We start from the raw sequence: 25,755 nt of genomic DNA, 5'->3' as shown, positions 1-25,755 counted from the left end.
ATCCAGACGGACCGCCGCGATCAGCCGTCGGTGCGGACCGCGCGCTCCTCGCCCTCGCGGAGGGAGCGCTCCGTCTCCTCCTCAAAGACGCCGTCGAGCAGGGCGCGCTGCGCCTTCCGGAGGTGGTTGTGGAACGTCGGCGAGGAGACGCCCATCGCGTCGGCCACCTCCTCGGCGGTGCTGCCGCGCGGCCAGTCGAAGTAGCCGCCGTGGTACGCCGCCGACAGCGCGGCCCACTGGCGATCCGTGAACCGGTCCGCGACGCCCTCGCGCAGCGACGACTCCGCCCGGGGCGACCGGGCGACGGACTCCTTGCTGGCGAGCCGCACGTCGGCGAACCGCTCCCGGAGGCCGTCGGCGATGGGCCTGACGTTCGTTCCCTCCGGGAAGTCGGCGACGACGCGGACCCGCCCGTCGGCGGCGGACGCGTCGCGGACCGTCGCGCCGTGGTCGACGAGCGCCCTGACCAGCGAGCCGTCGGCGAGGCGGAGCGACGCCGAACAGCCGTCCTCGCGGGTCTCGATCACTCGGAAGTCGGAGACGCCCGTCGCTGCCTCGACGACGGCCGCGACGTCCTGCGGCCGAGCGCCGTCGACGGAGAGGTACGCCCGCGACACGTCGTCGTCGACGTCAACGGTCGACGCCAGTTCGATCCGGCAGTCCAGCCGGTCGCTCGCCCGCGCGAGGAACGCCCCCTCGTCGGCCGTGTGGAACTCGACCTCGGTGACCGCGTCCGAGTGGAGCAGCTCCCGCCACCGGTCGGCGGTGATCGCCCGCCCGAGACACCGACCGAGCGCGGCGAGGGCCCGGCGCTCGCTCTCCTCGACCGGGTCGTCGTCGACCGCGACGACGCAGAGCGCGCCGTGAACGACGCCTTCGTAGGTCGCCGGGACCGCAAGCGCCGGCCGCCCCGCCGTGCCCTTTCCGCCGTCGGTCGCGGCCGGCACGCCGTCGGCTATCGCGTCCAGCCACGGCCCCTCGGCGGCCGCGACGCGGTCCGCGAGGGCCTCGGGGTCGACGCCCGCGGCCGCGGCCACGTCCGTCCGTTCGCCCCCGACCGCGCGGCGGACGACCCAGGCCTCGGCCCAGCGGTCCGCCTCGGTCAGTCCCTCGGGGACGGCCGCGACGGGGTCCGCCGATCCGGGGTCCGCGAGCGCCTCGAACCCTGACAGGACGGTCGTTCCGGTCCGTCCCGCGGCCGCGTCGGCCGAGTCTCCGCCGCCGGCCATCGCGGCCGCGAGCGCCTCCCCGTCGAGCGGGTCGAGGTAGGGGTCGAGCGTGCCGAGCGACTCCCACCCGCCCGCGTCGCGGACCGCCCGCGGGTCGACGTCGCGGTCGACGAGCAGCCGCCGGGCGAACGTCTTCCGGAGGAGGCTTGGCGTGACCCGCTCGTCGAGCGCCCCGTCGGCGAGGTCGGCCGCCCGCGCCGCAGTCTCGCTCACGATCATCTGGACGCGGCGGGGCGAGACGTCGACGTACGGCTCGTCGTCGTCGAGCCCCTCGCTCCTCGCGTACCGGTCGAGATCCGCCGCGAGCGAGGCCGGGACGACGGTCTCCCTGTCGATCCGTCCGCCGTCGACCGTGGCCGCATCCGCGTCGTTGCCGGCCGCGGTCGTCCCCGAATCACCGGTCGCGGCCGCGCCCGCGTCGCCGTCCCCCCCGGCCGCGGGCACCGAGAGGATCCGAACGCCCGCGGTCGACTCCGCTTCGCGGAGGTGCCGCGGCGCGACGCGGGTCATCTCCTCGGTCCGGAGTCCGGCCTCGCCGGCCAGCCTCACGACGAGCGCCGCGCGATACGTCTCCGCGGCGGTGACGAGCGCGTCGTAGGCGTCCGGGGCGAGGCCGTCGACCATTTGTTTCGGAACTCAACACGTAGCCGAAACAAAACTGTTCCGATAGTCGGACTTCTCGGCGGTGAGCGACTCGTCTCGGCCGAGATGCCCCCGGAACCGACCGCCGAGGGCGACGGCTTCCTTCGGGGATCCAGCGGGTTCCGAAACGGTCGGCAGCGATCAGCCCGACACGCCGACGCCCCAGGACACGTGGTCCCACAGGCGCTCGTAGCCGTAGTAAGTGAGCGTCTTTACGGCGTTGGTCACGAGGCCGATGCTCGCCGCCTGCCCGACGTCCCCGACGACGAGCCACGCGACGAGGACGGTGATAGTCACCATCAACGCCCGATAGCAGAGGGTCTTGACCACCGCTCGGCGTCGCGCGTTGACCGCGTCCCGGGAGAAGACGCTCGCGTCCATGCCCCGTTCTTCGACCGCCGATGATAAGTAACCTATCGACGGTCCTTGAGACGAGAAAAGTAACCTATTTCAGTTTCGTTCTTCCCGAACGGTCGACTCGATTTCGCCCACGACCTCGGGGTTGCGGAGGGCGCTCACGTCGCCGAACTCCTCGCCGCGGGCGATGTCCTCCAGCAGCCGTCGCATGATCTTCCCGGAGCGCGTCTTCGGGAGTTCCGGGGTGAACACGATCCGGTCGGCGCGGGCCACGTCCCCGACGGCGCTCGTCAGTCGGTCCGCGATGGCGTCGCGGAGGGCCTCGCCCGGTTCGACGCCGCTCTTCGTCGTCACGTACGCGACGATCCGCCCGTCGTCGTCCCCGACGACTGCGGCCTCCGTCACGCCCTCGGCGTCGACGATGGCCGCCTCCAGCTCGCCGGTGTTGAACCGCTGCGCGCGGACGTTGATCACGTCGTCCACGCGGCCGAGGATCGTGACGTAGCCGTCCTCGTCGACGGTCGCGCCGTCGCCGGTGCGGTAGCGCCAGCCGTCCTCGCCGTTCAGCCAGTACTCCCGCAGGTAGCGCTCGTCGCCCTCGCGGAGCCCGCGCAGCATGCCGGGCCACGGGGCGGCGAGCGTCAGGTAGCCGGACTCGCCGGGGTCGACCGGCTCGCCGTCCTCGTCGACGACCTGCGCGTCGATACCGGGGAGCGGCGGTCCGACCCTCCCCGGCTTCATCGGCGTGACGCCCGGGAGCGTGGCGAGCGCGATCGCACCGGTCTCGGTCTGCCACCACGTGTCGACGATCGGCGCGTCGCCGCCGCCGACGTGCTCGCGGTACCAGCGCCACGCCTTCGGCGTGATCGACTCGCCGACCGTCCCCAGCAGCCGGATCGACGAGAGGTCGTGGGAGTCGGGGTACTCCGCGCCCCACTTCATGAACGAGCGGATCGCGGTCGGCGAGGTGTAGAAGACGCTCACCGCGTTGCGCTCGATCAGGTCCCACACCCGGTCGCGGTCCGGGTAGTCGGGCGACCCCTCGTACAGCACGGTGGTCGTCCCCGTCGCGAGCGGACCGTAGACGCCGTAGGAGTGGCCCGTGATCCAGCCGATGTCGGCGGCGCACCAGTAGGTGTCGTCGGGGCGCACGTCGAGGACGTTCTGGGTCGTCCACGCGACGTGTGCGAGGTAGCCGCCGGTCGCGTGTTCGACGCCCTTCGGCCGCCCCGTCGTCCCGGAGGTGTACATCACGAACAGCAGGTCCGTCGCGTCGCGCGCGACCGGCTCGACCGTCTCGCCGTCGTGCGCCTCGACGAGGGCCTCGTACTCGTGCTCGTCGTCGCCCAGCGAGACGGAGAGTTCGTCCCCGAGGCGGTCGACGACGACCGCGGCCGAGAGGTCCCCCTCGGCGCGGATCCGGGCGTTGTCCGCCTTCGACTTCTGGTTGAACGCGTCCTCCCGGCGGTAGTAGCCGTCGCAGGTGATCAGGTACTCGGAGTCGGCGGCGTCGATCCGGGTCGCGAGCGCCTCCGCGGACAGCCCCGCGAAGACGACGTTGTGCGGCGCGCCGATGCGCGCGCACGCCAGCATCGCGATCGGTAGCTCCGGGACCATCGGCAGGTAGAGCGTGACCACGTCGTCCTCCTCGACGCCGAGGTCGCGGAGCCCGGCCGCGAGCGCGTTCACCTCGCGGTGGAGGTCGAGGTAGGTGTACGACCGGCGCTCGCCGCGCTTGCCGAACCACCGGATCGCGAGCTGGTTCCGGCGCTCGTCGAGGTGTCGGTCCACGCAGTTCGCCGCGGCGTTGAGCCGACCGTCGGGGAACCACTCGTAGAAGGGCGGCTCGGAGTCGTCGAGGACCGTCTCGTACTCGCGGTCCCACGTCAACAGGTCGGCGGCCTCGCGCCACGCGTCCGGCCCCTCCCGGTCGAACCGCTCGTACACCGCGGGGTCGCTCGCGGCCGCTCGCTCCCGAAAGTCGGCCGGCGGCGGGACGGCGTCCCCGTCGCCGTCGACGAGCCGACCGCGGCTCCCGGATTCGTCCATGGCATCGTATGGCCGGCGGAGAAACCTATACTTTGTCCGGCTCCCCGTCCGGTGGGAGCCGCGGTCAGACGGACTCCTCGGGCGGCCGCGCCGTGATGTCCGCTGCTTTCGCCCTGGCGCGGGCGACGATCGACGGCTTCGCCTCGAAGTCGACGGTCACCTGGTCGCCCGCGTACGCCTCCTCGTCGACGTGGCCGTGGTCGTGGACCCACGAAACGAGGCTCATCGCGTCGTCGGTGACTGGGAGGACGAGTCGCTCGCGCTCCCAGTCCGGGAGCTCGCCCTCGACGCGGTCGCGGAGCTCGGCCACGCCCGCGCCCGTCTTCGCCGAGACGCCGATCGGGTCGGGTGCCACGCCCGAGAGGGCGGCGCGCTTGTCGGCAAGCTCGCCGGGGTCCAGCCGGTCTATCTTGTTGAAGACGGTGACGACCGGGGCCTCGTTGCGCTCGTAGAGGGTGTCGTGGCTCGTGACGAGCTTCTCGCGCATCGCCTCGACGGGCTCGCTGGCGTCGACGACGAGGAGGACGAGGTCGGCGCGGTAGACGGAGTCGAGCGTGGACTCGAACGACTCCACGAGCCAGTGGGGGAGATCCGAGATGAACCCGACCGTATCGGTCAGGAGGACGTCGCGCTTCTCCATCTCGGCCCGCCGGGTGGTGGTGCCGAGCGTCGTGAACAGCATGTCCTGCGACTCGGCGGTCGTGTCGAGGTCCGGGTGGCGCTCGGCGTTCTCGTCGACGTCGATCTCGGCCGCGAGCCGCCGCATCAGCGTCGACTTGCCGGCGTTGGTGTAGCCCGCGAGCGCGACGAGGTCGAAGCCGGAGTCGCGGCGCTGCTCGCGGCGCGCCTCCTCCTTCTCCGCGATCGATTCGAGCTCGTCGCGGATCTCGGATATCTGGCGTTTGATGTCGCGCTCGACGCTCTCGTCGTACTCGCCGAGCCCCATGAACCCCGGCCGCTCGTCGCGCTTGGCGAGGCTCGCCTTCGCCTCGGCGCGGGGCAGCTCGTAGCGCAGCTCCGCGAGCTCGACCTGCAGCTGCGCCTTCCGGGTGTTAGCGCGCTGGCCGAATATCTCGAGGATGAGCGTGAACCGGTCGATCACCTCGACGCCCTCGGCGAGCTTCCCGCCGATGTTGAACGTCTGGTACGGCCCCACGTCGTTGTCGATTATCACCGCCCCGGCGTCGGTGCGGCGGACGTGGTCCCGGAGCTCCGCGACCTTCCCCTCGCCGAACATGAACGCGGCGTCCTCCGTGCGGGTCTGGGTGAGCTCGCCGACCACGTCGTACCCCGCGGCGGCCGCGAGCTGGGTGATCTCCGAGAGGTCGGCCTCGCCGGCGTCGACGCGCTTGGCGACGACTGCTCGGCGTCCCTCGACCGTCGGACCGGCGTCGGCGTCCGCCCCCGCGGCGTCTCCGGTCATAACAGGAGGTCCCGGGCGGCGTACGCGGCGTGGTGTGCTGCCTGCACTGTCTCGCGCTCGCCTATGCTCTCGACGTATTTAAAGTCGGGCTGGAAGCTGAGTCCGACGCGCTCCGCCGGTTCCTCGTAGAACTCGCCGCCCTCCGCGACGATCGGTCCGTCCGGCGGTTCCGGGAGGCGGCCGACCGCCTCCGCGGTGAGCGCGACGGTCGCCTCCAGCGTCGGTCCCTCGCGCGCGGCGGCGAACCCGATCCCTTCGACCGACCGGATCCGCGCCGAGTCGATCCGCGCGTGGACCGCGGCCGCGACCATCAGGTACTCGCCGTCCTCCTCGTGGCGGCCGCTGATGTCGACGCCGACGACCTCAGGGGCGGGGGCGCTCCACCTCGGTTGTGCGGTTCCGCGCCCTCGCATCGGCTGTCGTCTCGTCCATGCGCCGCCCTACGTCGGCCGGCGAATTGAACGTTTCCGTGCCGCGGTTCAGGCCCGCAGGTCCTCGACGACGCCGGCGATCCGGTCGACCGCGGCGTCGACCTCGTCGGCGTCGACGTCGAGGTGCGTGGTGAACCGCGTCGTGTGGTCGTCGAACTCGACGCAGCCCACGCCGGCCGCCTTACACGCCGTCACGAGGTCCGCGGCCTCGATCCCGGCCGCCTCGGTGTGAGCGACCACGATGTTGGTGTCGGGCGCGGGCGCGTCGACGCCGTCGAGCGCGTCGAGGCCGGCCGCGAGCCGCTCCGCGTTGGCGTGGTCGTCGGCGAGGCGGTCGACGTTCTCCAGCGCTTTCAGCCCGGGCGCGGCGATCATCCCGGCCTGTCGCATCCCGCCGCCGAACAGCTTCCGGACGCGGCGGGCGTCCTCGACGAACGCCTCGTCGCCGGCGAGGATCGACCCGACGGGCGCGCCGAGCCCCTTCGAGAGACAGAAGGTGACGCTGTCGACGGGCTCGACGACCTCGCTCGCGTCGACGCCGAGCGCGACCGCGGCGTTGAACACGCGCGCGCCGTCGAGGTGGACCGGCACGTCGCGTTCGCGGGCGGCCTCGGCCGCGGCCGCGATCCGGTCGACCGGGACCGCCTTGCCGCCCCGATAGTTGTGCGTGTTCTCCACGGCGAGGAGGCCGGTCCCGGGCCGGTGGAGGTCCTCGTCGACGAGCCCCTCGCGGACCGCCTCGGGGGTCGGGACGCAGCGGTCGCCGGCGTCTATCGTCCGCGTCTGGACGCCCGAGAGCTTCGCCGCGCCGGCCAGTTCCCAGCGGTAGATGTGCGACTCGCGCTCCAAGAGGAGCTCTTGGCCGGGCTCCGTGTGGACGTGGACCGCGATCTGGTTCGCCATCGTCCCCGAGGGGACGTACAGCGCGGCCTCGGTGCCGACCGCCTCGGCAGCGCGGGCCTCCAGCTCGTTGACCGTCGGGTCGTCGCGGTACACGTCGTCGCCGACCTCGGCGGTCGCGGCCGCGTCGCGCATCGCGTCCGAGGGCGTCGTCACGGTGTCCGAGCGCAGGTCGATGTCGAGTTCGTCGGCTTCGGGCATCGGTTGTAGGCCGTTCCGCGCCGCCGGGCATATATCCCGCGCTCGCGGCGGCCGTCAGCGGCCGCGAACGGCGTTCCGCGTTCGGTTCCTTCTTAACGACGGGGATCGATTCGAAACGCATGGCAACGGAAGCCACGGCAGACGACACGGACGACGCGTCTGACGCACCGGACGCATACGACGCCCTCCTCGACCGCGTCCAGCGGTGGAACGCGGTCGGCAGCGCCTCCGGCGTCCTCGGCTGGGACCAGCAGGTGATGATGCCGGAGGGCGGCACGCCCGCCCGGTCGAAGCAGCTCTCGGCGCTTTCCTCGGTCCACCACGACATGGTCACCGACGACGAGACCGGCGAGCTGCTCGACGAGCTGGACGACGCCGACCTCACGGACGAGCAGGCCGCGGTCGTCCGCGAGGTCCGACGCGAGTACGAGCGCGCCGACGCGGTCCCGGTCGACCTCGTCGAGGAGATCTCGGAGACCGGCTCCGAGGCGCTCCAGGCGTGGGAGGAGGCGAAGGCCGAGGACGACTTCGAAACGTTCGCCCCGCATCTCGAGAAGCACGTCGAGCTGAAACGCGAGTACGCGGAGCACATCGACCCCGACCGCGACCCCTACGAGGTCCTCTTCGAGGAGTTCGAGCCCTGCCTGTCGATGGAGCGCGCCGAGTCGATCCTCACCGAGCTCCGAGAGGCGCTCGTCCCGATGATCGACGACATCCGCGACTCCGATGTCGAGCTCGCGGTCGACACCTTCGAGGGCACGTTCGACGAGGAGACCCAGGAGGAACTCTCCCGGGAGGCGCTGGAGCTCGTCGGCTACGACTTCGACCGCGGCCGCCTCGACGTCTCCTCGCACCCGTTCACCTCCGGCAACCAGTTCGACTGCCGCGTGACCACCCGGTTCGACGAGACCGACCCGCTCGGTGCGGTCGGCTCGACGATCCACGAGTTCGGCCACGCCCAGTACAACCTCGGGCTCCCGCAGGAGCACTTCGGCACGCCGCTCGGCCAGTCCCGCGACCTCTCGGTCCACGAGTCGCAGTCCCGGCTCTGGGAGAACCACGTCGGGCGCAGCGAGGCGTTCTGGGAGCGGTTCCTCCCCGTCTTCCAGGAGCACTTCCCGCAGACCGACGACGCCACCGTCCGGGATGCCTACGAGGCGTTCAACCAGGTGTACGAGGACAACTTCATCCGGGTCGAGGCCGACGAGCTCACCTACCACCTCCACATCGTGATCCGGTTCGAGATCGAGCGCGACCTGATCCGCGGCGACCTCGACGTCGAGGACGTGCCCGAGGTGTGGAACGACAAGTACGAGGAGTACCTCGGCATCCGGCCGGAGACCGACAGCGAGGGCTGCCTTCAGGACATCCACTGGAGCCACGGCAACTTCGGCTACTTCCCGACCTACTCGCTCGGCTCCGTGATGGCCGCACAGCTGTTCGCGGCCGCCGAGGACGACATCGACGACCTCGACGCGAAGATCGCGGAGGGCGACTTCGACGACCTCCACGACTGGCTCGGCGAGAACGTCCATCGGCACGGCTCCCGCTACGAGACGAACGAGCTCGTGAAGCGCGCGACCGGCGAGGACTTCACCGCCGACGCGTTCCTCGACTACGTCGACGAGAAGTACGGCGAGCTGTACGGAATTTAAACAGCTTCAGCCGTTTCTGCGTTCTTTATAAACAATCGCGTGTGGCGGAGAGTCGATACTGCGGTGGCGCGTGCCTGCGAGCGGTCGCCCTCGGCGACCGCGAGTCAGCACGCGTGGCGGACACCGCTCGTCGCCAGCGGCGACATCGCTCGCCAGACGTGGTCTCCCGTGTAGTCGACCCCGCTACTCGCGGGCCACAGGCCCGCTCGTTGCTAGCGGCCGACCGGAGGGAGGCCGCTCACTTCTCGATGATGCTCTCCTCTACGGCCTCGCCGAAGTGGCGCGCCACGTCCTCGTAGTAGACGAGCGCCTCGTCGCCCGGCTCGACCTCGGTGACCGCCTTGCGGCCCTCGCTCGTGGCGATCTTCACAGTCTCGGCGTTCTGGATGAGCGTCTCGATGCGGTCGGTCCCCTCGTCCGTCTCGACCTCCGCCTGAATCCGGAACATCGGGCGCTTCTCTATCTTCACCCGGCCTACCACCGCCTCGCGGGTGTTGCCGTCGGTGTCGACGAGCTGGACCTCGTCGCCGCTCGACAGCTCCGCGAGGTAGTTGGTGCCGCCCTCGGCGTTGCGGACGTACGCGTGGACCGCGCCCGCGTTCACGCGGAACGGGCGGGAGGCGACGTACGGCGACTCCGCGGTCTCGGCGTGGACGAAGAAGAGCCCGCGCGACATCGAGCCGACTAACATCCCCTCGGTGTCGTCCATCAGCGACCCCGTGTCGATACAGACGCGGTCAGCCATCCCGGTCTGCTCGACCTCCGTCACCTCGGCGTACGAGAGGTCGAGCGTCTCGCGGTCGGCCGCGTCGCGGGCCTCGACCGCGCCGCGGATCTCGTCGGGGTCGTCCGCGTCGAGGAGGACGCCGTCCGCGCCGATCTCAAGCGTCTCGAAGGCGGTCCGGGCCTCCGCGGCGGTGGTCGCGCCCGCGACGAGGTGCGTCTCCTCGCCGACCCGGGCGATCAGGTTCTCCAGCGGGATGATGGACCAGTCCTCGCCGACGATCACGGTGAACTCGGCGTCGTCGGCCGCGGCCTCCGCGAACGCCTCGTACTCGGTCCCGAGGACGCGGACGTACGCGCCCTGCGCGCGGTCATCGCGCCGGCGGAGCGTCGTCAGGTCCGCCGACCCCGAGAGGTCGTCGGGCATCGCGATCGTTCCGTCGCCCTCGCCGCCCTTCCCGACGAAGTACGCGTCGGCCTCGGCGTCGCTCTCGGCGTCGTCGATCACGTCGGCGTCGGAGCGGAACGCCGCGACGTTGACGTCGCCGAGCTCCCGGACGCGCCCGACGTCCTGCTCGTCGACGAGGACCCAGTCCGCCCCGGCCTCGATGGCGGCCGTGACCCGTCGCTTGCGCGCCTCCCAGTCGCCGACGTCGCCGTCGGCTTTGACCCAGACCGTGCGTGTCATTGTCGGAACCTCACGGCGCGCCGGCTTGAAAACTGCGGAAGGGTCGCGCGTTGCGGCCGGCAGCGCGGCGCACCGACGACAAAGCACTTATCAGTCAACTCGTTTCGTTTGAGTTAGATTACCGGATGACGCCACCACGGCAGCGGCTGTCGAAGGCGGGTTCCCGATGGGCGGCGGCGCGCGACCCCCTCCGCGAGCGCGCCGCACCCTACCTCGGGATCGATCCGCGGGCGCTCGGCGTCTTCAGGGTCGCGCTGGCCCTCCTCCTCCTCGCCGACCTGCTGGTCTATCGGCTCCCGGGCGTGGTGCCGTTCTACACGGACGCCGGCGTCCTGCCGCGGTCGACGCTCGCCGAGGCGTACCCGCTGTTGGACGACGTTTCGATCCACGCGCTCTCCGGTTCGGCGCGGGTACAGACCGGACTGATCGCCGTCGCCGCCCTCGCCGCCGTCTGCCTGCTCGTCGGCTATCGAACCCGGGCGGCGACGGGCGTCTCCGTCGTCCTGCTCGCGTCGCTGTACGCCCGGAACCCGTACGCGATCAACGGCGGGAACACGATTCTGGTCGTGTTCCTCTTCGTGAGCCTCTTCCTCCCGCTCGACGCCCGCTGGTCGCTCGGCGGGAGCCGTGGGAGCGGCGTCGTCGAACGGCGGGCCTGTTCGGTCGGCACGGCCGTCACGCTGCTGACGCTCGTGTCCATCTACGCGGCGAACGCGGTCTCGAAGTACCGGAGCGACGCGTGGGTCTCGGGCGTCGCGGTCCCCCGGATCTTCCAGTTGGGGGAGTTCACCGTGGGACTCGGCCCGCTCGTCGCCGATCACGCCGCGGTCCTCGCGGCGGTGAACTGGCTCTGGATCGCCCTCCTCTCGGCGTCCGTCCTGCTGGTCGCCGCGACCGGACGGCTGAGGACGGGAGTCGCGCTCGCGTTCGTCGCCGCGCACCTCGGCATGGCCGCGACGATGCGGCTCGCCGTGTTCCCGTTCGTCATGGTCTCGGTCCTGCTGCTGTTCCTGCCGCCCCGCGTCTGGGACCACGTCGAGACGGCCGGGTCGGAGCTCCCCGTTCCCGGCCGGTCGACTGGGCACACCGCCCGGAGCGACGGCGGGCGCGCTGGCGGCGGGAGCGGCGACGGCGGACGTGGCGACGGCGGAACGGATGGCCCCGGGAAGGCGGCCGGGTCCGCGTTCCCGGTCGAACCCCGAATCCGTCGCGGGCTTCGAGCCGGAGCCGCCCTGCTGCTCGTTGGCTTTTTCCTCGCATTGGTGTGGTGGCAGGCCGCGGGCGTCGGGCTCGTCGACCTCCCGGCGTCGGAGCCGGCGGGCGAGCTGTCGGAGGCGAGCTGGTCGTTCTTCGCGCCGAACCCGCCCGACGCCTCCGGCTGGTACGTCGTCCGCGGGACGCTCGAATCGGGCGACGCGATCGACGTGCGGGACGGCGGGGCGGTCGCGTTCGACCGGCCGCCGGACGCGGCGGCGACGTATCCGACGACCCTCTGGCACCAGTTCGGGTTCAGGATGAAGGACGCGGGCGAGTCGCGGTACCGACCGGTGGCGTCGTACGTCTGCGAGCGGTCGGACCGCGACCTGTCGTCCGTGACCGTCTTCCACGTCGAACAGCCCGTCGACCCGGACGGACCGGTCGGAGAACCGCGGGTGGAAGAGCAAATTCACGCCGCCTGTTAACTCGGAACTAGGAAAGGGAGCGCGCTACGCCTCGACGAAGCCGCCCGCGCGGAGCGCCTCCTCGACCGAGGCGTCGTCGTGGACGATGGCGGAGACCGCGCGGGCGATCCCCTCGGGGTCGTCGTGCTGGAAGATCGACCGACCCATCGACACGCCGGCGGCGTCGCCGTCCATCGCGCCGCGGACCATCTCCACCGTCTCGCGGTCGGTCCCCTTCGAGCCGCCGGCGATGACGACCGGCAGCCGGGTCGACTCCGTCACCCGCGCGAAGGAGTCGCCGTCGCCGGAGTAGCCCGTCTTCACCACGTCCGCGCCGAGCTCCTCGGCGAGCCGGACGGCGTGACCGAGCGACTCGGGGTCGGTGCTGTCGACGCCCGGGCCGCGCGCGTACGCCATCGCGAGGACCGGCAGCCCGAGCCGCTCGGCGTCCGCGGTCAGCTCCGCCAGCTCCTCGATCTGGTCTGGCTCGTGGTCGGAACCGACGTTGATGTGGAACGAGACGGCGTCAGCGCCCGCGCGGACCGCGTCCTCGGCGGTGGCGGTGACCCGCTTGTCCTGTTCGTCCGGCCCGATCGTCGTCGAGCCGTTGACGTGGACGATGTACCCCGCGTCGTTCTTGTTGGGGTGGACGCGCTCCGCGATGCCGCGCTGGGTGAGCACCGCGTCCGCGCCGCCGCTGGTGACGCCGTCGATCGTCGACTCGATGTCGACGAGCCCCTCGACTGCGCCCATCGTGATCCCGTGGTCCATCGGGACGATGAGGTATCGGTCGTTCGTGGAGATGCGGTCGAGTCGTGCCGAGAGTCCTGCTGTCATGGTGAGATCGGTCGTTGTGTGAGCGTGTGGCAATCGGAGGTAAGTGGGTTTCGTTCGGGGACGTATTGGGTCGTTTTCGTCTCAGGCGGACTCGACGGTCCCGGTCCGCGAGCGGTGGCCGCGCTCGGCTCCCTGCTTCAATTCACGGGAGAGCGCCTCTAATCGGTCGGCGACCTCGGCGGTCGACAGATCCTCCGCGACGCCCTCGGCGACCACGTCGACGAGCGCCGAGCCGACGATGATCCCGTCCGCGCCGCCCGCGACGATCCGCTCCGCGTGGTCGCCCGTCGAGATGCCGAACCCGACCGCCTTCGGCACGTCGTACCCGCCGAGGCGGTCGAGGCTCGCCGTCGTCTGGTCCGACACGTCGTCGCGAGCGCCCGTGGTCCCCAAGCGCGCCTGAACGTACACGTAGCCGGAGACGTTCGCCATCATCCGGTCCAGCCGGTCGCCGCGCGTCGTCGGGGCGACGATGAAGATCAGGTCCAGCCCGAACTCGTCGCACGCCTCGCGGAGCGGGTCGGCCTCCTCGGCGGGGAGGTCGGGGACGACGAGCCCCTGAATGCCGGCGGCGGCCGCGCGCTCGACGAACGGACGGGGACCCTCGCCCTTGCCGTACTGATAGATGAGGTTGTAATAGGTCATACACACCAGCGCGGCGTCGACCTCCAGATCCTCCGCGAACGCGAAGAAGCGGTCGGGCGTCATCCCCGCGTCGAGCGAGCGGACGAGCGCCTCCTGGATCGTCGACCCCTCCGCGATGGGCTCCGAGAAGGGGAGGCCGAGTTCGATCACGTCCGCGCCGCCGCGGTCGAGCGCCTCAACGTACGCCGTCGACGACTCGTAGTCGGGGTCGCCGACGACGAGGTACGGGACGTACGCCGGCCCGTCCGCGAACGCCGCGTCGAGCGCGTCGGAATTGGCCATCTACATTCCCCCCGTGAACATCGACATGTCGGGCGCGTTCGCCACGTCGCGCTGATCGGTCTCCTCGATGGCGGCGTCGAGGTCCTTGTCGCCGCGCCCGGAGACGTTCACGACCACGCGCTCGCCGAGGTCCTCGTGGTGCGCTTCGAGGTAGCCGAACGCGTGGGCCGTCTCCAGCGCGGGGATGATCCCCTCGGTGTTCGAGAGTCGGTGGAACCCCTCCAAGGCGGCGTCGTCGTCGACCGCGACCGGGTCGACGCGCTCCTCGTCGACGAGGTACGCGAGCTCCGGGCCGACGCCGGCGTAGTCGAGCCCGGAGGACACCGAGTGGCTCTCCATGATCTGTCCGTCCGAGTCCTGAAGCAGCTTCGTGCGTGCCCCGTGGAGGACGCCCTCCTCGCCGGCGAACAGCGACGCGGAGTTGGGCGCGACGCCCGCCTCCTCGTCGACCTCCAGCGTCGAGCCGCCGGCCTCGACCGCGTGGAGCGCGACGTCCTCGTCGTCGACGAAGTGTGCGAACGTGCCCATCGTGTTCGAGCCGCCGCCCGCGCAGGCGACCACGTCGGTCGGGAGCCCGCCGGTCTTCTCTATCGCCTGCTCGCGGGCCTCCTCGGAGATGACCGCCTGGAAGTCGCGGACCATCACCGGGAAGGGGTGCGGACCGACGATGGAGCCGATCACGTAGTGGGTGTCCTCGACCGTCTCGGCCCAGTCGCGCATCGTCTCGGAGATGGCCTCCTTCAGCGTCCCGCGGCCCGTCGTCACCGGCTTCACCTCCGAGCCGTTGAGCTTCATCCGGAACACGTTGGGGCGCTGGCGGTTGATGTCACGCTCGCCCATGTAGATCGTACAGGGCATGTCGAGGTGGGCGGCCGCCATCGCCGTCGCGGTGCCGTGCTGGCCGGCCCCGGTCTCCGCGATGATGCGCTCTTTGCCCATGTACTTCGCCAAGAGGACCTGTCCCAGCGCGTTGTTCAGCTTGTGCGCGCCGCCGTGGAGGAGGTCCTCGCGCTTGAGGTACACCTCCGTGTCGTAGCGCTCCGAGAGCCGGTCGGCGCGCTGGAGCGGGGTCGGCCGCCCGCCGAAGTCCGCGAGGCGCTCGCGGAACTCCTCCATGAACCCGTCCTCGTTGTTCAGGACGTAGCGCTCGTAGGCGTCGGTCAGCTCCTCGATGGCCGGCATCAGCGCCTCGGGGACGTACTGGCCGCCGTAGCGGCCGAACTTCCCGTCGTCGCGGCCGCGCTCGCGGCCGGGGCGTCGCGCCGTCTCCGTTTCCTCCGTCGTCCGCGTGTCGGTCTCGCTCATGTTGGGTGTTCCGTGGTGTCTCGGTGGTCCTCGCCGTCCGCGTCGCCGTCCGCCTCCGCCCGCACCAGTTCGCGCGTGTTCGCCTCGACGTCGCCGTCCATGATCGCGCTGCCGACGAGGAGCGCGTCCGCGCCGGCCGCGCGCATCCGACGGACGTCGGCGGGCGACTCGATGCCGCTTTCCGCGATCAGCGTCACCTCGTCCGGGACGTGGCGCGCCACGGACTCGAAGGTTCCGAGGTCGACGACCAGCTCAGCGAGGTCGCGGTTGTTGACGCCGACCGTTTTCGCGCCCGCGTCGAGCGCGCGCGCCAACTCCTCGCGGTCGTGGACCTCGACGAGGACCCTGAAGCCGCGGTCGCGGGCGGCCGCGAGCAGGTCCGCGAGGTCGTCGCCGACGAAGCGGGCGATGAGCAGGACGAGGTCGCTCTCGACGGCGTCGAGCTGGGCCTCGTCGACGACGAAGTCCTTCCGCAGGACCGGCACGTCGACGGCGTCGCGCACGCGTTCGAGGGTGCCGACGCTCCCGCCGAAGTGGTCCGGCTCGGTGAGCACGCTCAGGGCGGCCGCGCCGCCCGCGACCATCCCCTCCGCGAGCGCGACCGGGTCGTCCTCCCGGGCCCCCTCGGTGGTCGGACTGGTCGGTTTCACCTCGGCGATGAGCGGGACGCGCCCGTCGGCCTCGGCGCGCTCCAACGCGACGTCGATGTCGCGGGGCGAGACCGAGACCCGCTCGCTCGGTCGTGACCCCCCGCGTTCGCGAGCGGCGGACAGGATCGATCTGACCGCCGGTGCCAGCTCGTCTGGATCGTCCATTACTATACACTAATGTACGTATCTGTTCATAAGACTTGCGGGGGACCCGACCGGTCGAGCCGAGGCCCCGCTCCGCCGTCCGGTCCGTCGCGTCGGGCGTTAGCCGACTGTCGGCCGATATTTTAAGTAATCGACCCGTCCAATGAAGGGTATGAGCGTGTCGGGTACCTCCGGCGTGTATGCCCGGGAGTTCGACGAGATCGGTCGCACCGTTCAGGTGGGGTTCGCTGGCGGCCGCGTCATCTCGGTGTCGTTCCCGGCCGAACCGCCGGGCGACGCGGAGGACGACCACGACCTGTTGGACCGCATCGGCGCGTACGTCGGCGGCGAGCGCGACGAGTTCCCCGAGGTCGCGCTCGGGCTGACGGTGCCGACCGACCAGCGGGCGGTGCTGGAGTCGCTCCGGAGCGTTCCCTACGGCGAGGAGGTGTCGGTGAGCCGGCTCGCGCGGCTCAGCGGATTCGACCCGAACGACGCCGACGACGTGGCGACGGTGCGGGACGCGCTGGCCGACAACCCGATCCCCCTCCTGCTGCCGGACCACCGCGTGAGCGGCGGGCCGTACGCGACGCCGGGCGACGTCCGGCGCGCGCTCCGGCGCGTCGAAGGGATCGAACGCTGACGGCGCGTCGGTTCCGTCGCGAACTCCCCGGTTCTCGCCCCGACGTCGCGTGCGGCGTCGGTCCTACTCGGTGCCGTGTTCCTCGATGTTCTCCCAGACGACGGTCATCAGTTCGCCCGTCTTCTCGACGAGCGCCTCCACGTCGGCCGACGACTCCGAGGGGGCGCAGCCGAGATCGCGGATCGCCTTTGTCGCCGAGACGTGGTGGACGTGGACCGGATCGTCGCCCTCGCGCTCGTAGACGATGGTCGTACACGGGAGCATGCCGGCGAGCGTCGGGTCGATGCCGAGCGCGTCGTACGCGATCTCCGGGTGACAGACGACGATCAGCGCCGTCCGCTCGACGTCGTCGTGACCGAGCATGCCCTCGACCATCTGGTCCAACCGCGTGACCTGAACCGTCTCGAAGTCGGCGAGTTCGTGTTCGATCTGGACGAACGGCACCGCGTCGTCGAACGGCATGTCGAGGGTCGTGTGGAGGGCCTCCTCGGCGGTCGGTGCCGGAGACCCGGCGGCAGCGTCGCTCATACGCTCACCTCCCGGGGTGAGAATAAAAATACCCGTGCGGGTCCAACGACTGCCGCTACCTCCGACGGAGGGGCGGCACCCGCCGAGCGGATCGGATTTATCCGCCGGCCGCCCGTCACCCGTCGTGTGATCGAACTCCCCAGGGCGGTCTACGACGAGATCGTCTCGCGGGCGTACGCCGGGGGCGACGCGGAGGTCTGCGGCGTCCTGGCCGGCACGACCGTCGGCGACGGCGAAGCCGGCGACGACGGCGGGACTGGCGACGACGCCGGCGGAGCGGGCGTCACCGACGCGACCGCCGTCGACGAAGTGACGCTCGTCGAGCGCGCCTACGCGGCCGAGAACGTCGCGGATCGGCCGCAGATCCGGTATCGGATCGATCCGGAGGAGCAGCTCGAACTGCTGGAGGCGATCGAGGCCGACGGGCTCGACGCGGTCGGCTTCTACCACTCGCACCCGGCCGGACCGACAGAACCGAGCGAGACGGACGCCGCGCGCGCGACGTGGCCGGACCGCTCGTACGTCATCTGCGCGCTGGACGGCTACCCCTTCGTCGGGTCGTGGCGCTGGCGCGCGGACGCGGAGGCGTTCGAGCGGGAGACGGTCGCCGTCCGCGGCGAGCGGTAGCCCCCGTCACTCCCCGGGTTCGGAACTCGTCCCTGCGGCGGAGGCGTCGGACTCCGCGTCGCGGACCACGATGACCGGGCCGACCGAGGCGGCCGCGACCCGCTCCCCCTCGTCGCCGAACACGAGCGACCGGAACGACGGGGCGCGCTCCGCCATCACGATCGCGTCGTGTCCGGCCGCGGCGTCGATCAGCGCGTCGAACGGCGAACCGCCCTCCGCGAGTTCCGTCGTCGCCTCGACGCCCGCCTCGCGGAGCCGGTCGGCCGCCGCCTCCAGCCGCGCGCCGTCCGCGTCGTCCGGCGCGGTCCTCTCGGACTCGTCGGCCGCGGCGTCGTCCGGCGTCCCCGCACCCGCCGCGAGGAACAGCGTGACGCCGATGTCGCGGTCGCCGACGAGCCGCTCGACGAACGAGAGGACGCGGTCGACGTCGACGTCGCCGGAGAGCGACACGAGGAGCCGATCGACGTCGCCGGTCGGCCCGGAGACGGCGAACGCGTCTGCCCCCACCTCGCCCGCTACTCGCTGGATCGTCTGCTCGCGGTCGTGCGTGAACACGAGCCGGTGATCGGCGTCGCCGCCGGCGGCCCGGAACTCCTGGCTCAGGTCCTCCAGCGCGGCGGTCGCGCGCTCCTCGAACTGGAGCCGGGCCTGATCCGGCGGCGTCTGCTCGGGGAGGACGTGGTAGCCGAGCAGCGTCACGTCGACAGTTCCGAGTAGCGATATCAGTCCGGGCGAGACGCTCTCCCGCTCCAGTACCGCGACGGGTACGAGTACGCGTGTCATCACAGGGCCCCCTTGAGCGACACGTCGCGGGCGTAGTAGAAATACCATCCGGCGGTGACGGCGATGACGACGACCCCCACGGCGATCGAGAGGCGGTCCATGAACGCGATCAGCCCGAAGCTGGCGAGCGCGCCGAGGACGGGGACGACCGGACCGCCGGGCACGACGAAGTCGGGGTCGTACCACTCCGGCCGGTCCCGCCGGATGGCGACGAGCGCGACGCACATCAGCCCGTACATGATCAGGTGGAGGAAGGAGGCGACCTCCGCGAGCAGCTGTACCTGTCCGGTCGCGGCGAGGACGATCACCGGCCCGCCGGCCATCCCGAGGGCGACGTGGGGCGTGCCGTACCGCAGGTTGATCCGGCTCGCCCACCGCGGGAGGAGCGCGTCCTTCGAGACGCCGTATATCGCCCGCGAGGTGCTGAGGATCGACGCGTTCGCCGACGACATCGTCGCGAGCAGCCCGCCGACGATGATCACGAGCGCCCCGGCCGGCCCGAGCAGCGCCCGCCCGACCTCGACCATGGCGGTCTCGCCGGCGGCAAGCAGCGCGTCCCGCGTGAAGACGTTCGTCGCGATGAAGATGGTCAGCACGTACAGGACCGTCACGATCAGCACCGAGCCGACCATCGCCAGCGGGAGGTTCCGCCCGGGGTTTTTCATCTCCCCGGCCACCGTGGCGACCTGTGCGAAGCCGAGGTACGAGGTGAACACGAGCGCGGCGACCGAGAGGATCGGGACCGCCTCCCAGACGTCGACGGCCTCTCCCGGCGGCGTGTCGACGGCGACGAACCCGAACGCCTCCAGGAGCCCGTACCCGAGGAAGGCGACGAGCATCGAGAGCAGCAGCGCGACGATGGCGTTCTGGAGCTTCGCGGCGTTCTCGGTGCCGGTGACGTTGAGGACCGTGAACGCGACCCCGGCGACGACGGCGATGCCGGAGACGAGCGCGTCGGTGCCGACGCCGATCGTGACCCCGACCTGCGCGAGCGCGTCGAGGGCGTAGTAGCCGAGGCCGACGAGGTAGAAGGCCGTCGCGAACACCAGCCCGAGCCACAGCGACAGCCCGATCACCGTGCCGGCGAGCGTCCCGAGCCCGCGCGAGATGAAGTAGTACCCGCCGCCGCTGCGGGGCATCGCGGTCGCCAGCTCCGAGGTTGGGAGCGCGACGAGGAGCGCGATCAGCCCGCCGACCGCGAACGAGGCGCTCGCCGCCGCGCCGATCTCGCCGCCGGCCAGCCCGGGGAACACGAAGATCCCGGCCCCGATCATCGTCCCGATCCCGATCGCGAGGCCGCCTGTCAGCCCGATGGTGCGTTCGAGCTCGGCGTCCTCGGTGATCGTCGCCTCGTCCGTCTCGACGACAGCCTCCGCGACCGGCGCGTCGCCGTCGAGGTTGCGGCCGCTCGGCTCGTCGGTCATTCGTTTCGACGTACGAACAGCTCCGGGATAAGTGTGGGCCAGGGGTCCGCCGCTCGGACAGAGCCCGGAGTGTTCCGGGTGACCCGGGACGGCCCGAGACCGCGGGGCGACGTTCAGACCTCGAAGTCCGGGGTGTCGAACGCGCCCTCGTCGCTCTCGACGTCGTACCCTTCGATGCCGGTGAGCGCCAGTTCGAGCGTCGATTCGGCGTCCCAGCGCCCCGTGTTGATCACGAGGTCGTAGATCGACCGGTCGGAGAGGTCGATGCCGTAGTAGGACTTGTACCGTTGCTCCTCAATGACCTCGCGCACCTGCATCTCGGAGGTCATCTCCGCGCGGTCGGCGGTCCGGTCCGCGCGGACCTCTTCGGGCGCGTCGAGCCAGATCCGGATGTCCGCCCGGTTGCCGGCGATCCACCCCGCGAGCCGCGACTCCAGTACGAACGCCTTGTTGGCTGTCCCCCACTTCTCGGCGATCCGGCGGAGCCGCTTGTCGAGCGCGCGGTCGATCTCCTCGGACTCGCCGGTCTCGGCGATGAGCTGCGAGAGGCTCAGGTCGCGTTCGGCCGCGATCTCGCGGAACAGCTCGCCCCCGGAGACGTAGCCGCAGTCGAGCGCCTCCGCGATCCCCTCGACGAGCGTCGTGGCACCGCAGCCCGGCGGGCCGGAGACGGTGACGAACAGGTTCCGGTCGATCCGTCGGTCGGGCTCCGGCGAGGTACCGCTCATGCGTGTTCCGTCACGGAAGCGCGGCGGATAAACGGGTCGGTCGCGCGAATTTCCGCGCAGGCGACGGACGGGGGTCGGTCGCGCGAATTTCCGCGCAGGCGACGGACGGGGGTCGGTCGCGCGAACTGCCGCCGAGACCGACGCAACCGATTTCCCTCCGTGTCCCGTGTCGATCGGCGTGAGCGAGTCCACGGACCGCGACGCCGAGGCCACCGCCCGGGCACTCCTCCGGGACGCGGTCGACCGCGGCGCGGTCGCGGCCCCCGGCTTCGACCCGGAGACGGTCCCGATCGACGACGCCGACGTCCTCGCCCGGCTCTCGCCGCCGGTCCGTCGCTGGTGGGTCGAGCGGTTCGGCGGGTACGTCGCCGAGAACGGCGGCTTCTTCACGCCGCCCCAGCGCGAGGCCATCCCCCACGTCGACGACGGGGAGAACTGCCTCGTCGCCGCGCCGACGGGCAGCGGGAAGACGCTCGCCTCATTCATCTCGGTCCTCGACGACCTCTTCGCGCGCGACCGCGCCGGCGACCTCGAAAACTCCGTCTACTGCCTGTACGTCTCGCCGCTGAAGTCGCTCGCGAACGACATCGAGCGCAACCTCCAGACCCCGCTTGCGGGGATCGGCGAGGCAATCGCTGCGGAGGAGGCGGACGGGGACGACGCGGGGGCCGAGCGCGACGCCGACGGCGACGCTGACTCCTACGACCCCGGCGTCAGGCAGGCGATCCGGCACGGCGACACCTCGAAGGCGGACCGGCAGGCGATGCTCTCGGAGACGCCCCACGTCCTCAACACCACGCCGGAGACGATCGCGATCTTACTCAACTCGCCGAAGTTCAAGGAGAAGCTCCGCACCGTCGAGTACGTGATCGTCGACGAGATCCACTCGCTGGCCGCGAACAAGCGCGGCACGCACCTCTCGGTGTCGCTGGAGCGATTGACCGAACTGACGCGGGACGACCCGACGGACGGCTCCGAGGACGACAACGAACCGCGAGCGACCGACGAGATCACGCGGATCGGCTGCTCCGCGACGGTCGAGCCGCTCGACGGGATCGCCTCGTTCCTCGTCGGGCGCGACCGGGTCGACGGCGCGGTCGGCGACCCCGACGGGTTCGAGACGCGCCCGTGCGAGGTGGTCGACGCGCGGTTCTCGCGGGAGTTCGACCTCGAACTCAGGACGCCCGCGGCCGACCTGATCCACACGCCGCGGTCGGCGGTGACCGACCGCTTCTACGAGTCGCTCCGCGACCTGATCGAGTCCCACGAGAACACCCTCGTGTTCACGAACTCCCGGTCCGGCGCGGAGCGTACGCTACAGGAGCTCCGCCAGCGGTTCGGCTACGACGAGTCGAACTCGGGCTGTCACCACGGCAGCCTCGGCGAGGCGCAGCGGACCCGCGTCGAGGAGGGGTTGAAGGCCGGCGACCTCGACGTGGTCACCACCTCGACGAGCCTCGAACTCGGCATCGACATGCCCCACCTCGATCTGGTGGTCCAGGTCGGCTCCCCGAAGTCGGTCGCGGCGCTGCTCCAGCGCGTCGGCCGCGCGGGCCACAGCCCGGGCGAGACGGTCGAGGGCCGGGTGTTCGCCCTCGACCGCGACGAGCTGATCGAGTGCGCCACGCTGCTCGCGCGCGCCGAGGACGGCTTCGTCGACCGCGTGTTCCCGCCCGAGGGGGCCTACGACGTGGCCGCCCAGCACGTGTACGGGATGGCGATAAACCGGATCCGCCCGGACCGCGAGGTCCGGGAGGTGCTGCGCCGGGCGCACCCGTACCGCGACTTCGACGAGGCCGACTACGAACGGCTCGTGCGGTACCTCACCGCGGACTACGACGGGCTGGAGTCGAAGAACGTCTACCCGAAGGTGTGGCGCGACGCCAACGACCCGCCCGACGGCGAGCATCACCACGCCGAGTTCCCGGTCGGGGAGACCCTCGTCGGGAAGCGCGGCCGCCTCGCGCGGGTCATCTACATGACGAACGTGGGGACGATCCCGGACTCGTTCACCTGCGACGTGTTCACGCGCGGCGACGAGTGGGTCGGCACGCTCGACGAGTCGTACCTCGACACGCTGGAGTCGGGCGACGTGTTCGCGCTCGGCGGCGAGCGGTTCGCGTTCCGCTACCGCCGCGGCTCGAAGGTGTACGTCGACCGCACGAGCGAGCGCCCGACCGTCCCCTCGTGGTTCGCCGAGCGCCTCCCCCTCTCTGCGGACCTCGCCCGCGAGGTGCTGGCGTTTCAGGCCGAACTCCTCGACCGGCTGACCGGCGACGGCCAGAACGCCGGTCCCGCGGCGGTCCGGGCGTGGCTCCGCGAGTTCCCCCTCGATGGAAACGCGGTCCGGGCGCTCGCCCGCATGTACGACGAGCAGGTCAAGTACGCGGGGTCGGCTGGCGTCTCGACGCCGGACCGGCTCGTCGTGGAGGAGGAGCTCGACCGCAACGAGTACAAGCGCCGCTTCTACGTCCACTCCACGTACGGCCGGCGGTTCAACGACGGGCTCTCGCGGCTCGTCGCGAGCGCGGTCGCGAACCGGACCGACGCCAACGTCGCGGTCGCGGTGGCGGATCGCGGGTTCTCGCTCGCGCTCCCCTTGAACCGCAAGGTCGACGTGGCACAGATCCTGTCGGACCTCGACCCGGAGACGGTCCGCGGGGACCTCCGCGAGGCCGTCGAGGGGACCGACCTGCTCCAGCGCTACTTCCGCATCAACGCCGGGCGCGCGCTCATGATCCTGAAGCGGTACAAGGGGTACGAGAAGTCGGCCGCCGAACAGCAGGTCTCCGCCGAGATGCTGCTGTCGTTCGCGAGCGACTTGGAGGAGTTCGCCGTGTTGGAGGAGACGTACCGCGAACTGCTGGAGGACCGGCTCGACGTCGCGGGGATCCGCGAGGCCGTCGGGCGGATCTCGGCGGGCGATCTGGCGGTGGAGCACCGCGTCGTCGACTCGCCCAGCCCGCTCGCGTTCGGGCTGGCGACGCTCGTCGACTCCGACACGGTCATCGCCGACGACGAGTCCGCCGTCCTCCGGGAGTTCCACGCCCGCGTGATGGAGGAGATCGGCGAGACGCCGCGGAGCACCGAGGGCGAGACCGACGAGGTCGGTGGGAACAGCGACCGCAACGCCGAGAGCAGCGACCGCAACGCCGAAAGCGCCGACCGAAGCGCCGAACCGCCCGCGGACCGACGGACGGACTGAGATGGTCGGACTCGGGTCGCAGGCAGATCCGCTCGACCGCCTCCGCCTGCGGTTCGTCGCCGTCGCGGCGCTCGGCCTCCTCGGTCTCGCGGCGCTGTGGCGACCGCTCGGGACCGAGTGGGCCCTCGCCGCGGCCGCGCCCGGGACGTACCTGGCGGCGTACGCGTGGACGAGCCTCGACGCGAACCGTCCGTCCGACGGGGATGACCCCCGAGCGCGGCTCGGTCCGGCGAACCTGATCACGCTGTTCCGCGGCTGGCTCGCCGCTGTCCTCGCCGGCGCGGTCGTCGCGTCGCCCCCCTCTCCGTGGGTCCCCGCCGCGCTGTTCGCCGGCGCGGTCGGTCTCGACGCGGTCGACGGCGCGGTCGCCCGCCGCACGACCGAGACGGTCCTCGGCGCGCGGGTCGACGGGGCCACCGACGCGCTCGCCGTCCTCGTGGGCGCGTCGGTGGCCGTCGCGCTCGGGTCGCTACCGGCGTGGTACCTCGTCGCCGGCGGCGTCTGGTACGCCTACGCCGGGTCGCTGTGGCGGCGCAGGCGGACCGGCGCGCCGGTGTACGAACTCCCCCCGAGCCGGGTCCGTCCGCTCGTCGGCACCGCCCAGTTCGCCGTCGTCGCGCTCGCGCTCCTCCCGGGCGTCGGCGGCGCTGGCGGGAGTGAGGGGGTCGTCTGGCTCACCGCGCTCGCGGGGGTCTCGCTCGCGGCGCTGCTGGGGAGTTTCGCCCGGGACTGGGCGGCCGCGACGGGGCGGCTGGGCCGCGACGATCCGCCGGTCTCGGCGGAGGGGAACGGCGGCTGAGTCGGTCGGCGGAGGGCGACGGAGCGGGTGGCGAACCTTCGAGCGGGAGAGTTCGCGCCGGCGTCAGTCGTCGCCGGGGACCTCGGGGTCGCTGAGCGAGGCGTCGGGCTGGAAGACGACGCTCGGGTCGAGGTCGTCGAGCGGCTCGCCCGCCCGGACCCGGTTGGGCCAGTCGTGGTTGGCGAGCGCGCCGGTCCCGAGCGTGATCAGGTCGGAGCCGTCGGCCAGCGCGGCGCGGGCGTTCTCGGGGTCGCCGAGGCTCCCGTTGGCGACCACGGCGACGCCGTCGGCGTGTTCCACGGCGAGTTCCGCGAGCGTCCGTTCGGTGTCCGGCACCTCGGGCGCGGTCGCGTCGCCGCCGGTGACGTGGACGTAGTCGGCACCGGCGTCGGAGAGCGCGCCGAACAGCGCGGCGGCGGTCGCCTCGCCGTCGGGCCACACGCGCTCCTGATCGACTACCGCCGCCTGCGACGCGCGGACGCCGACGACGAACTCGTCCGGCGTTGCCTCGTCGATGGCCGCCGTCACCTCGGCGGGGAACCGCGCGCGGGCCTCCGGCGACCCGCCGTACTCGTCGTCGCGCTCGTTGACCAGCGGGTCGACGAACTCGTGGAGGAGGTAGCCGTTCGCGGCGTGGACTTCGATCCCGTCGAAGCCGGCGTCGACCGCGCGCTCCGCCGCCGCGACGAAGCCCGCCTTCACGTCGTCGAGCCCCTCGGCGTCGAGTCCGTCCGCCTCGGGGAACTCGCCCGAACCGCCGTACATCTCGGCCATCTCGCCCGGCGGGCGGTGCGAGGAGGGGGCGACGGGACCGTACCCGTAGCGGTTGCCCTGCGCCTGCGCCCCGGCGTGCATCAGCTGAGCGAAGATGGGGCTGCCCTCCTCGTGGACGGCGTCGACGACCGGCTCCCACGCCGCCGCCTGTTCGTCGGTCGCGAGGCCGGGCTGGTTGGGGTAGCCCTGACTGTGCGTCGCGTCCGGGTGGACGCCCTCGGTGACGAGGAACGAGAAGCCGCCGCGGGCGAAGGAGGCGTAGTACCGCGCCATCCGGTCCGTCGGGTGCCCCTCGTCGGTCGCGCTCGTCCGCGTCATCGGCGCGAGACCGACGCGGTTGTCGAGGGTGTGTCCGTTCAGTTCGAACTCGTCGAAAAGCGGGTCGTCGGCCATCGATTCTCACTACCGGAGTCGGTAACATA

Annotated in this window: 22 protein-coding genes; 6 read left to right on the top strand and 16 right to left on the bottom strand. The window is 71.5% G+C overall.

Annotation, left to right across the window (positions count from 1 at the left end):
• Positions 1 to 20: 20 nt before the first annotated feature.
• The 6 genes from NAF06_RS13530 to NAF06_RS13505 form a co-directional block, all read right to left on the bottom strand.
• Entirely contained in the window at positions 21 to 1,853 is a 1,833-nt protein-coding gene (locus NAF06_RS13530) for a bacterio-opsin activator domain-containing protein (RefSeq protein WP_008581261.1), read from the bottom strand.
• A gap of 159 nt (positions 1,854 to 2,012) precedes the next feature.
• A complete protein-coding gene (locus tag NAF06_RS13525; RefSeq protein ID WP_008581258.1) occupies positions 2,013 to 2,252 on the bottom strand; it encodes a DUF2061 domain-containing protein in 240 nt (79 codons plus the stop codon).
• A 69-nt stretch (positions 2,253 to 2,321) separates the two neighbouring features.
• Complete coding sequence (gene acs, locus NAF06_RS13520) at positions 2,322 to 4,277, bottom strand: acetate--CoA ligase (RefSeq protein WP_008581257.1); 1,956 nt, start codon at positions 4,275 to 4,277, stop codon at positions 2,322 to 2,324.
• 64 nt (positions 4,278 to 4,341) lie between these two features.
• Positions 4,342 to 5,700 (bottom strand): GTPase HflX, encoded by a 1,359-nt coding sequence (hflX, locus tag NAF06_RS13515; protein ID WP_008581255.1) that lies wholly within the window; start codon positions 5,698 to 5,700, stop codon positions 4,342 to 4,344.
• Positions 5,697 to 6,113 carry a DUF2209 family protein gene (locus tag NAF06_RS13510; RefSeq protein WP_008581252.1) on the bottom strand — a complete coding sequence of 139 codons (417 nt, stop codon included), beginning with the start codon at positions 6,111 to 6,113 and terminating at the stop codon, positions 5,697 to 5,699. The genes hflX and NAF06_RS13510 overlap by 4 nt, the downstream gene beginning before the upstream one ends.
• 66 nt (positions 6,114 to 6,179) lie before the next feature.
• Entirely contained in the window at positions 6,180 to 7,232 is a 1,053-nt protein-coding gene (locus NAF06_RS13505; protein WP_008581249.1) for a threonine aldolase family protein, read from the bottom strand.
• Positions 7,233 to 7,351: 119 nt separating this feature from the next.
• Between NAF06_RS13505 and NAF06_RS13500 the strand changes: the two genes are divergently transcribed.
• Positions 7,352 to 8,887: a carboxypeptidase M32 gene (locus tag NAF06_RS13500; RefSeq protein ID WP_008581248.1), complete on the top strand. Its 1,536-nt coding sequence runs from the start codon at positions 7,352 to 7,354 to the stop codon at positions 8,885 to 8,887.
• A 238-nt stretch (positions 8,888 to 9,125) separates the two neighbouring features.
• Here the strand turns inward: NAF06_RS13500 and NAF06_RS13495 are convergent, their stop codons facing one another.
• Positions 9,126 to 10,298, bottom strand: coding sequence for a 3-dehydroquinate synthase II (locus NAF06_RS13495; protein ID WP_008581245.1), 1,173 nt, complete (start codon positions 10,296 to 10,298; stop codon positions 9,126 to 9,128).
• A gap of 125 nt (positions 10,299 to 10,423) precedes the next feature.
• Between NAF06_RS13495 and NAF06_RS13490 the strand changes: the two genes are divergently transcribed.
• On the top strand, positions 10,424 to 11,980 hold the full coding sequence (locus NAF06_RS13490) for an HTTM domain-containing protein (protein ID WP_008581243.1): 1,557 nt from the start codon (positions 10,424 to 10,426) through the stop codon (positions 11,978 to 11,980).
• Positions 11,981 to 12,004: 24 nt separating this feature from the next.
• Here the strand turns inward: NAF06_RS13490 and NAF06_RS13485 are convergent, their stop codons facing one another.
• The 4 genes from NAF06_RS13485 to trpC form a co-directional block, all read right to left on the bottom strand.
• Positions 12,005 to 12,796, bottom strand: a complete 792-nt coding sequence (locus NAF06_RS13485) for a 2-amino-3,7-dideoxy-D-threo-hept-6-ulosonate synthase (RefSeq protein ID WP_008581242.1) — start codon at positions 12,794 to 12,796, stop codon at positions 12,005 to 12,007.
• A gap of 81 nt (positions 12,797 to 12,877) precedes the next feature.
• Positions 12,878 to 13,723, bottom strand: a complete 846-nt coding sequence (gene trpA, locus NAF06_RS13480; RefSeq protein ID WP_008581240.1) for a tryptophan synthase subunit alpha — start codon at positions 13,721 to 13,723, stop codon at positions 12,878 to 12,880.
• On the bottom strand, positions 13,724 to 15,028 hold the full coding sequence (gene trpB / locus NAF06_RS13475; RefSeq protein ID WP_008581239.1) for a tryptophan synthase subunit beta: 1,305 nt from the start codon (positions 15,026 to 15,028) through the stop codon (positions 13,724 to 13,726). It abuts the gene before it with no gap.
• Positions 15,025 to 15,843 carry an indole-3-glycerol phosphate synthase gene (trpC, locus tag NAF06_RS13470; protein WP_008581237.1) on the bottom strand — a complete coding sequence of 273 codons (819 nt, stop codon included), beginning with the start codon at positions 15,841 to 15,843 and terminating at the stop codon, positions 15,025 to 15,027. The genes trpB and trpC overlap by 4 nt, the downstream gene beginning before the upstream one ends.
• A gap of 151 nt (positions 15,844 to 15,994) precedes the next feature.
• On the opposite strand from trpC, the gene NAF06_RS13465 reads away from it, so the two are divergent.
• Positions 15,995 to 16,465 carry an MGMT family protein gene (locus tag NAF06_RS13465; RefSeq protein WP_008581236.1) on the top strand — a complete coding sequence of 157 codons (471 nt, stop codon included), beginning with the start codon at positions 15,995 to 15,997 and terminating at the stop codon, positions 16,463 to 16,465.
• Between the two features lie 63 nt (positions 16,466 to 16,528).
• Here NAF06_RS13465 and NAF06_RS13460 read toward each other — a convergent pair whose 3' ends face one another.
• Complete coding sequence (locus tag NAF06_RS13460) at positions 16,529 to 16,993, bottom strand: DUF302 domain-containing protein (protein ID WP_008581233.1); 465 nt, start codon at positions 16,991 to 16,993, stop codon at positions 16,529 to 16,531.
• A gap of 126 nt (positions 16,994 to 17,119) precedes the next feature.
• On the opposite strand from NAF06_RS13460, the gene NAF06_RS13455 reads away from it, so the two are divergent.
• Complete coding sequence (locus NAF06_RS13455; RefSeq protein ID WP_008581230.1) at positions 17,120 to 17,620, top strand: desampylase; 501 nt, start codon at positions 17,120 to 17,122, stop codon at positions 17,618 to 17,620.
• A 6-nt stretch (positions 17,621 to 17,626) separates the two neighbouring features.
• Here NAF06_RS13455 and NAF06_RS13450 read toward each other — a convergent pair whose 3' ends face one another.
• The 3 genes from NAF06_RS13450 to cmk all read right to left on the bottom strand — a co-directional run bounded on the left by NAF06_RS13450 (position 17,627) and on the right by cmk (position 20,555).
• Positions 17,627 to 18,403, bottom strand: coding sequence for a universal stress protein (locus tag NAF06_RS13450; protein WP_008581228.1), 777 nt, complete (start codon positions 18,401 to 18,403; stop codon positions 17,627 to 17,629).
• Positions 18,403 to 19,827 (bottom strand): APC family permease, encoded by a 1,425-nt coding sequence (locus NAF06_RS13445; protein WP_008581227.1) that lies wholly within the window; start codon positions 19,825 to 19,827, stop codon positions 18,403 to 18,405. Before NAF06_RS13445 ends, NAF06_RS13450 begins: the two co-directional genes overlap by 1 nt.
• Positions 19,828 to 19,940: 113 nt before the next feature.
• Positions 19,941 to 20,555, bottom strand: coding sequence for a (d)CMP kinase (gene cmk / locus NAF06_RS13440; protein WP_008581225.1), 615 nt, complete (start codon positions 20,553 to 20,555; stop codon positions 19,941 to 19,943).
• A 178-nt stretch (positions 20,556 to 20,733) separates the two neighbouring features.
• Between cmk and NAF06_RS13435 the strand changes: the two genes are divergently transcribed.
• Both NAF06_RS13435 and NAF06_RS13430 read left to right on the top strand, forming a co-directional pair.
• On the top strand, positions 20,734 to 23,760 hold the full coding sequence (locus tag NAF06_RS13435) for an ATP-dependent helicase (protein WP_394294979.1): 3,027 nt from the start codon (positions 20,734 to 20,736) through the stop codon (positions 23,758 to 23,760).
• 1 nt (position 23,761) lies between these two features.
• Complete coding sequence (locus NAF06_RS13430; RefSeq protein ID WP_008581222.1) at positions 23,762 to 24,559, top strand: CDP-alcohol phosphatidyltransferase family protein; 798 nt, start codon at positions 23,762 to 23,764, stop codon at positions 24,557 to 24,559.
• 63 nt (positions 24,560 to 24,622) lie between these two features.
• On the opposite strand, the gene NAF06_RS13425 is transcribed toward NAF06_RS13430, so the two are convergent.
• A complete protein-coding gene (locus NAF06_RS13425) occupies positions 24,623 to 25,726 on the bottom strand; it encodes an oxidoreductase (protein ID WP_008581220.1) in 1,104 nt (367 codons plus the stop codon).
• Positions 25,727 to 25,755: the final 29 nt, after the last annotated feature.

It is taken from the genome of Halorubrum hochsteinianum (genome assembly GCF_023702125.1).
Classification (GTDB): Archaea; Halobacteriota; Halobacteria; order Halobacteriales; family Haloferacaceae; genus Halorubrum; species Halorubrum hochsteinianum.
The sequence above is the reverse complement of the archived record's forward strand: the minus strand, read 5'-3'. Positions and strand labels throughout refer to the sequence as shown.

Coding starts and splice junctions, on each gene's coding strand:
- NAF06_RS13530 (WP_008581261.1), bottom strand. CDS start 1,853: ATGGTCGACGGCCTCGCCCCGGACGCCTACGACGCGCTCGTCACCGCC.
- NAF06_RS13525 (WP_008581258.1), bottom strand. CDS start 2,252: ATGGACGCGAGCGTCTTCTCCCGGGACGCGGTCAACGCGCGACGCCGA.
- acs (WP_008581257.1), bottom strand. CDS start 4,277: ATGGACGAATCCGGGAGCCGCGGTCGGCTCGTCGACGGCGACGGGGAC.
- hflX (WP_008581255.1), bottom strand. CDS start 5,700: ATGACCGGAGACGCCGCGGGGGCGGACGCCGACGCCGGTCCGACGGTC.
- NAF06_RS13510 (WP_008581252.1), bottom strand. CDS start 6,113: ATGCGAGGGCGCGGAACCGCACAACCGAGGTGGAGCGCCCCCGCCCCT.
- NAF06_RS13505 (WP_008581249.1), bottom strand. CDS start 7,232: ATGCCCGAAGCCGACGAACTCGACATCGACCTGCGCTCGGACACCGTG.
- NAF06_RS13500 (WP_008581248.1), top strand. CDS start 7,352: ATGGCAACGGAAGCCACGGCAGACGACACGGACGACGCGTCTGACGCA.
- NAF06_RS13495 (WP_008581245.1), bottom strand. CDS start 10,298: ATGACACGCACGGTCTGGGTCAAAGCCGACGGCGACGTCGGCGACTGG.
- NAF06_RS13490 (WP_008581243.1), top strand. CDS start 10,424: ATGACGCCACCACGGCAGCGGCTGTCGAAGGCGGGTTCCCGATGGGCG.
- NAF06_RS13485 (WP_008581242.1), bottom strand. CDS start 12,796: ATGACAGCAGGACTCTCGGCACGACTCGACCGCATCTCCACGAACGAC.
- trpA (WP_008581240.1), bottom strand. CDS start 13,723: ATGGCCAATTCCGACGCGCTCGACGCGGCGTTCGCGGACGGGCCGGCG.
- trpB (WP_008581239.1), bottom strand. CDS start 15,028: ATGAGCGAGACCGACACGCGGACGACGGAGGAAACGGAGACGGCGCGA.
- trpC (WP_008581237.1), bottom strand. CDS start 15,843: ATGGACGATCCAGACGAGCTGGCACCGGCGGTCAGATCGATCCTGTCC.
- NAF06_RS13465 (WP_008581236.1), top strand. CDS start 15,995: ATGAGCGTGTCGGGTACCTCCGGCGTGTATGCCCGGGAGTTCGACGAG.
- NAF06_RS13460 (WP_008581233.1), bottom strand. CDS start 16,993: ATGAGCGACGCTGCCGCCGGGTCTCCGGCACCGACCGCCGAGGAGGCC.
- NAF06_RS13450 (WP_008581228.1), bottom strand. CDS start 18,403: ATGACACGCGTACTCGTACCCGTCGCGGTACTGGAGCGGGAGAGCGTC.
- NAF06_RS13445 (WP_008581227.1), bottom strand. CDS start 19,827: ATGACCGACGAGCCGAGCGGCCGCAACCTCGACGGCGACGCGCCGGTC.
- cmk (WP_008581225.1), bottom strand. CDS start 20,555: ATGAGCGGTACCTCGCCGGAGCCCGACCGACGGATCGACCGGAACCTG.
- NAF06_RS13430 (WP_008581222.1), top strand. CDS start 23,762: ATGGTCGGACTCGGGTCGCAGGCAGATCCGCTCGACCGCCTCCGCCTG.
- NAF06_RS13425 (WP_008581220.1), bottom strand. CDS start 25,726: ATGGCCGACGACCCGCTTTTCGACGAGTTCGAACTGAACGGACACACC.